6 protein-coding genes and 2 tRNA genes are annotated in these 7,026 nt (G+C 63.9%); all 8 read right to left on the bottom strand.

The genetic code is table 11. The annotated features are described in order from the left end of the window. Positions 1–72: 72 nt before the first annotated feature. Positions 73–166, bottom strand: a tRNA-Ser gene (locus ABYV89_RS12935). A gap of 205 nt (positions 167–371) precedes the next feature. Then, positions 372–457 (bottom strand) — tRNA-Ser (locus ABYV89_RS12940). Between the two features lie 14 nt (positions 458–471). Then, entirely contained in the window at positions 472–1,743 is a 1,272-nt protein-coding gene (gene serS / locus ABYV89_RS12945; protein ID WP_432823363.1) for a serine--tRNA ligase, read from the bottom strand. Positions 1,744–1,840: 97 nt separating this feature from the next. Further along, positions 1,841–2,242 (bottom strand): DoxX family protein, encoded by a 402-nt coding sequence (locus tag ABYV89_RS12950; protein ID WP_432823364.1) that lies wholly within the window; start codon positions 2,240–2,242, stop codon positions 1,841–1,843. Between the two features lie 58 nt (positions 2,243–2,300). Then, positions 2,301–4,142: a UbiD family decarboxylase gene (locus tag ABYV89_RS12955; RefSeq protein ID WP_432823365.1), complete on the bottom strand. Its 1,842-nt coding sequence runs from the start codon at positions 4,140–4,142 to the stop codon at positions 2,301–2,303. A 115-nt stretch (positions 4,143–4,257) separates the two neighbouring features. Then, positions 4,258–4,392 carry a hypothetical protein gene (locus ABYV89_RS12960; protein WP_432823366.1) on the bottom strand — a complete coding sequence of 45 codons (135 nt, stop codon included), beginning with the start codon at positions 4,390–4,392 and terminating at the stop codon, positions 4,258–4,260. Positions 4,393–4,700: 308 nt separating this feature from the next. Next, positions 4,701–6,095 carry a dihydrolipoyl dehydrogenase family protein gene (locus ABYV89_RS12965; protein WP_432823367.1) on the bottom strand — a complete coding sequence of 465 codons (1,395 nt, stop codon included), beginning with the start codon at positions 6,093–6,095 and terminating at the stop codon, positions 4,701–4,703. A gap of 4 nt (positions 6,096–6,099) precedes the next feature. Further along, the coding region (locus ABYV89_RS12970; RefSeq protein ID WP_432823368.1) for an acyl-CoA dehydrogenase family protein at positions 6,100–7,026 on the bottom strand (927 nt) is incomplete at its 5' end.

Consider the following 7,026-nt stretch of genomic DNA (forward strand, 5'->3'; position numbering starts at 1 on the left):
GCATATAGAGAACCGTGTTTATCTCTCAATTCGAGTCGGTTGTCAAGCTTTTTCGACTCGTTTATTATTAAATGGCGGAGTGGGAGGGATTCGAACCCTCGGTACGGGTTTACCCCGTACACTCGCTTAGCAGGCGAGCGCCTTCAGCCGACTCGGCCACCTCTCCGTATTCAATTGTTTTTTTCTTAACCTACCGATGGTTCAACTTTAAAGCTGGCGGAGGAGGTAGGATTCACCCACTTCGTCGCCGGCATCCTGCCCGCTCCTGCGTTGGCTCCCCTGCGCTCGCTGACGCGGACATCCTGTCCGCTTTTCTGACATCGAGTCAGCGCTCGCTCCGCTTCAAATCCTACCCGAAGGCTAAATATAATTGGCGGAGGAGGTAGGATTCGAACCCACGGATCTTTCGATCAACGGTTTTCAAGACCGCCGCCTTAAGCCACTCGGCCACTCCTCCGTGGCAAGCTTTTATTATTTGGTGATTCGTTCCTGCCCGCCCATGTAGGGGCGCAGCACTTCGGGAACCACGACCGTGCCATCGGCCTGCTGATAATTCTCCAGGATGGCGACCAGGGTCCGTCCGACCGCCAGCCCCGACCCGTTGAGGGTATGAACCAGCTCGGCCTTGCCGCCGTCTTCGCGCCGGAACCGGATCGCCGCCCGCCGCGCCTGGAAGTCACGGAAGTTGGAGCAGGAGGAGATTTCCCGGTAGGTCGCCTGTCCCGGCAGCCAGACTTCGATATCGAAGGTGCGGGCCGCGGAGAAACCGATATCGCCGCTGCACAGGTCAACCACCCGGTACGGCAGCCTGAGGCGCCGCAGCACCTCTTCGGCGTTGTCGAGCAGTTTTTCGAGTTCGGCGTCCGAGTCTTCGGGTTTGACGAACTTGACCAGCTCGACCTTATTGAACTGGTGCTGACGAATCAACCCCCGGGTGTCCTTGCCGTAAGAGCCGGCCTCCCTGCGGAAGCAGGGGGTGTACGCCGTGTAGCACACGGGCAGCTCGGCACCGGCCAGGATCTCGTCCCGATGAATGTTGGTCACCGGAACTTCCGCCGTGGGGATGAGAAAATAATCAGGGCCTTCGGTATGGAAAAGATCGTCCTCGAACTTGGGGAGCTGTCCCGTCCCCGTCATGGAGTCCCTGTTTACCATAAAGGGCGGAAGAATTTCAACATATTTGTGCTCACCCGTATGCAGGTCGAGCATGAAATTAATCAGCGCCCGCTCGAGCCGGGCGGCACCCCCGCGGTAGAGGGTAAAACGGGTTCCGGTGATCTTGGTGCCGCGCTCGAAATCGAGGATGCCTAAGCCCTCGCCGATATCCCAATGGGACTTCGGCTCAAAATCAAAAGAGGGCAATTCACCCCAGCACCTGACCTCGCGGTTGTCCTCTTCGGAGGCGCCCACCGGGGTTTTCTCGTGAGGGATATTGGGAAGCTGCAGCAGCAACCCCTGGAGATCGTCTTCGACCTGCTTGAGTTCGTCGTCGAGGGCCTTGATGCGGGCCGACACTTCCTTCATGCTGGCGATTTCGCCCTGCACCAGGCTCTTGTCCTTGGTTTTGCCGATGACGGCAGAAACCCGGTTCTTCTCGGCCTTGAGGGTCTCGGACTCGCCGAGCAGGTCGCGCCGGCGGCGATCCAGGTCGACGAAGGCCGACAGGTTGACGGCACCGCCCCGAGTCGCCAGGCGCCGCTGGGCCTCGTCAAGATTTTCCCGCAGGTATTTCAGATCAAGCATTGCCTTACCCCGAACATGGATGCGATGTGCGCTGCGAAAATCGAAAGAGGATATTTACCACCGATATCCCGGCCAGTCAACCCGCCAGGGGAATTTTCTAACCCCGACCGAAACCGTAGCGGCCCGGACCGATGAAAAGCAGGCCGAAAAAAACGAAGCCGAGCTCGATGGCGTGGGACGCGGTCTGCAGGCTGTCGCCGCGGCCGAAGTGCAAGGTGGCCGCCACCGCCATGGTGCAGACCAGCAACAGGCAGGCCGGGCGGAAGACCACTCCGAGAATCAGGCAGGCGCCGCCGAAAAACTCGCTGACCGCCGCCATGAAGCCCCAGAACACCGGCACCACATGGATGCCGAGGTAGCCCATCGACTGCCCCAGCGCGGCCCACTTGTCGGGGCCGCCGGCCAGCTTCGGCCAGCCGTGAAAGAGAAACATGACACCGACGCCGAGGCGCAGGGCCAGCAGACCGAAATCGCGATATTTGCCGAGAAAATTCCACATGTGAGTCTATCTTTCTATGATTGATGCTTTCGCAAACACTTTCAGATGGCTGAGCCATTCAGATGATGCCGTGCAGCGGGCCACCTGGTGCCCCCAGGGCATCGACCCGCGCTTCGATGGCAGGATCCTCGATCAGCGGCGGCGCGTGATGCGGCTTGCGGCGGGCGTCGATGACCAGCGCCCCGCGGCAGCCCCAGTGCCGGGCCACCGTCGATGCGCCGATGCCGTAGATGTCGCTGGCCGGGTTGGAACGGGTGAAGGTGGTCCACAGCCAGTTATTCAAGGTGCGGGCGGAAAACTCGCTGTCGTCGCCGATCACCACCAGGGGAAACCGGTTGATCGGGTCGTCGTCGCCAAAACTGCGGCAGAACGCTTCGATAGCCGCATCCTCCCGGCCCCTCGGGGAACAACATTCGGGTCCCTGCACCATCAGCACCCCGGGCAGCGCGATTCGCGGCGCGGAAAAACCTGCGGGCAGACGCAGATCGCCGGTGATTTCGCTCGGCAGCTCGCGGCGCTTCTCGCCGCAGGCGGCGATCACCACCTTGGAGCCTTCGTTGAAGCCGCTCCCCGAATAATCGAGGGTATCGATGGTGGTGCTGGTCTGAAAGTGGACGTCGCGCCGCCAGTCGATCCGCTCGAGCACATGCCGGAAGAAGGCCGGAATGTCGTGGATATCAAGCTGCGGGTTATCCTCCCCGGCGCAAATGAACAGGTATTTCGCCAGCGATAGCTGTCCCTGCCCGAGCACCGCGTTGCCGAGAGTGAGCAGTTCCTGGGGGCGCTTCTCCCTGGCATAGGGGACGTAGCGCTCACTGCCGACGGCGAGCAGCAGCGGATGCACCCCGGCGGCATCGACGGCGTGCACGGCACGGATCCCCGGCAGCACGGTCGGGATCAACGGCCCGGTCAGTTCATGGATAAAGGCGCCGAAGGTGGTGTCCTCCTGCGGCGGGCGGCCGACGCTGGTAAAAGGCCAGATCGCCCCCGGGCGATGGTAGACCTGCTCGACCCGCAACACGGGAAAGTCGTGGGCCAGACTGTAATAACCGAGGTGATCGCCGAAGGGCCCCTCAGGGAGGGTCTTGTGCGGATCGATGGTGCCGGTGATGACAAAATCGGCTTCCGCCGGCATCGGCAGGCCACCATCCGGAGTCACCATGGACAAGCGATGGCCGCCGAGCAGGCCGGCAAAGGCCAGTTCGGGCATCCCTTCGGGCAGCGGCATCACCGCTGCCACGCTCAGGCTCGGCGGGCCGCCGACGAAGATGCTGACCTTGAGCGGCACGCCGCGCTCGATGGCCTCGGCATGGTGGCACCCGATCCCCCGGTGGATCTGGTAATGCAGGCCGACCTCCCGGTTCGGCTCATACTCCCCGCCGGACAGCTGCACCCGGTACATCCCCAGGTTCGAGCTGCGGATGCCGGGTCGGTCCGGGCTTTCCGAATAGTCCTGCGGCAGGGTGATGAAGGCGCCGCCGTCATCGGGCCAGGATTTAAGCTGGGGAAGCTGATCGATGCGGGTGGTATGGGCCAAAATCGGCCCGCTTTTGACCCGGCGCGGCAACAGGTGCAGCGCCCCGCCCGGGGCCCGCAGCGCCGCCAGCGGATCCTTCAGCGCGTGGGCCGGATTGACCTTGAGGGAAACCAGGGCCTCGATGGTTTTCAGGGTGTCGCGAAAGATGTAGCGGGTCCGCTCCAGGGTGCCGTACAGGTTGCCCAGCATGGGAAACCGGCAGCCTTTGACGTTGGTGAAAAGGAGCGCCGGCCCGCCGGCCTGGTAGACCCGCCGCTGGATCGAACCGGCCTCGAGGTCGGCGTCGACTTCGGCGGTGATCCGGATCAACCGCCCGGTCGCCTCCAACTCGGCAACGCAGGAGGAGAGATTTTTATAGCCCATGAGCAATCCACCTTGATTAATGATGTCGGCCGCCTTCGCTCATCCTGAAAGCATCCGGCTAACCCGTCGAAAGTATTGCACGGCGCCGATAGCTGCGCAATTAAAAATCGGAACCCTAATCCCGGCGCCGCTCCTTGCGGCGTTCGCCGCGGTGGGTTTCGAGGGACTCGACCCTGGAACCGCGATTCGCCGGACTCTCTCCGTCAAAAGCCGTAACCCGCCCCCCGGCACAGCATTTCTGGATTTTCATGACAAAAACCGACGAAAGACCGGCCACATGCGCCGATCTTCGCTGTCTTGCCGCCAAAAAGACCATTATTTCATCTCTTGAAATCTTGGCCCGGTTCTCGCAATCAACATACCTCGGAAAGACAAGGCACACCATTACCCATTGCTGGATGAAGCCCGGCCCGTCTGCTGTCCGGGGACTGCCACATCCGGAGGCCTGGTAATCGCGGGGAGGGGGCCAGCGGTTACCCACCGTCCAGACAGTGGGTCATGGTGTGCCGGCTTTCCAATCCTGCCGGAAATTCCCGTTCAACTCCCTTTTGCAACGACCTATTCGCCAGACCCCTGACGTCGCACGTTGTCCTGGGCGGCCAGCCGCAGGCCGTCGCTGATGGTCGGGTAGACGTGCACCGTTTCGGCCAGGTCGTATACCGACAGCCCGCAGCGCACCGCCAGCACCGCTTCGTGAATGACATCGGCCGCCCTCGGCGCCAGCAGCTGACAGCCGAGGATTCTGCCTGTGCCCTTTTCGGCGATCAGCAGCACGGCCCCCTGCCGCCCCCCCATGATGTGCGACTTGGCGACTTGCCCCAGGTCGACGAAGCTTTCCACCACCTCGCGCCCTTGGGCCCGGGCCTGCGCGGCCGTATCGCCGACACTGGCAATTTCCGGATCGATGAAGACCGCCATCGGGGTGACCCGGTGCTGGATGCGCCGGTGGGCGCCCGGATCGAGCATGTTCTCCACCGCCACCTCCCCCTCGCGAATCCCGGCCGGCGCAATCAGCGGCGGTCCGGTCACGTCGCCGGCGGCCCAGATGCCGGGCTGCGAAGTGCGCATCTCCTCGTCGGTCGAAATAAAGCCGCGGCCGTCGAGCTGCACCCCGGCGGCCGCAAGCCCGATGCCTTCGGTGGCCGGCGCCGTTCCCACCGCCAGCATCAGGCGGTCGGCGCGAAAGGTCCGCGGCTGGCCATCGACCAGGGCCTCGAGGCAGGTCTCCTCCCCTTTGCTAAAGACCCGCTGCGACTCCACGCCGAAGACGAACTCCATCCCTTCTTCCTGCAGCAGCTGCTGCAGGAGGGAGGTCAGCCGCGGATCGAATTCCTTCAGCAGCGCGCGGCTGTGTTCGAGCACGGTGACCTTGGTACCGAAACGGCGGAACATCTGTCCCATTTCGAGAGCGATCACGCCGCCGCCGATGATCAGCAGGGATTCGGGAAAACAGGGGAGATGGAGGGCCGAGTAGCTGGTCAGGTAGCCGGCCTCGGCCAGGCCGGGAATGTGCAGCACCCGGGGGACGCCGCCGGCGGCGATCAGGATGCGGTCGCTGACCACGACTTCGGCGCCGACCTGCAGTTCGCGCGGCGAAATGAAATGGCCGTGACCGCGCAGCACCTCGATGCGGGGGTTGTCATCGAGAACGGCCTGGTAGTGCTGCTGGCGCAGGGTGTCGACCGCCTGCTGCTTGGCGGCCATCACCCGGCTGCAATCAGGAAAGGCGGCCTCGAGCTTGACGCCGAAGGGGGCGGCCCGCTGCGCCGAAAAATGCAGCTCGGCCAGGTGGATCAGGGTTTTGCTCGGCACGCACCCCCAGTTGACGCAGGTGCCGCCCAGCTTTCCCTGCTCCACCATCAGCACCCGGGCCCCCTGCTGCGCCCCCTTGAGGGCGGCGGCAAAGGCGGTGGTTCCCGAACCGAGGATGACCAGGTCGTGCCGACGGCTCATACTCTCAGGCGTCCTTATCCCAGGTGCTGACGATGTTGTCCGCCAGCCAGGGGTACTCGCCGTTCAGCACGGCGCGGGCCAGGCCGTAGGTCTTGCCGTCATCGTTGCAGTAAACCGCCCGGTGCTGGCCGTTGACCCGCCGCCGCGCCTGGCGGCAGAAGAGATCGGCCAGCGCTTCGGCTCCTGCCGGCGCCTGCGGCGACACCGCATGGGACAGGACCGCGGTCATGGCGAACAGTTCGGCGCCGGTATCGACCAGCCGGCCGAGCACCTGCTGTTTTTTCTGCAGCCCCTGCTGGTGCAGGGCGATCATGTGGAAGAGGTCCCGCGCCAGCCGGCGGGCCGCCCGTTCGACGAACCGCAGGTGCTTCGCCAGCATACCCGGCAGCGGGGCGTCGGTGGCGATGCTGCGCGGGATCCACAGGGGCGGATACCAGGTGGCGTAGAATTTGGCGGCGCCGATCAAATCGACCTTGTTCGAGGTGGCCGAAGCGCCGGCCTTTTTGAGATGCGGGTCAAGGGCCTCGCGGGCGATAAAGAGCCGCATGATCTCGCTGGTCCCCTCGATAATCATGTTGATCCGGGCATCCCGCAGCAGTCGCTCCATCGGCATCGGCTTCTCCCCCCGGCCGGCCAGCGACGCGGCGGTTTCGTAGCCGCGCCCGCCGCGCACCTGCAGCGCCTCATCGACTCCGCGCCAGAGGGCCTCGCTGCAGAAGAGCTTGGCCAGGGCCGCCTCGAGCCGGATGTCGGTTTGCGCCTGGTCGCCCATGGCCGAAGTCAGCCAGGTCAGGCAGTCGACCGCGTAGATTTCAGCGGAAAGGGTGGCGATCTTGGCCGCTACCGCCTCGTGATGGCCGACCGGCGCCCCCCACTGCTTACGCTCGTTGGCCCACTGCACCGCCATCGCCAGCGCCTGTTTCATCGCTCC

Origin of the sequence: Trichloromonas sp., assembly GCF_041583255.1 — a bacterium.
Classification (GTDB): Bacteria; Desulfobacterota; Desulfuromonadia; order Desulfuromonadales; family Trichloromonadaceae; genus Trichloromonas.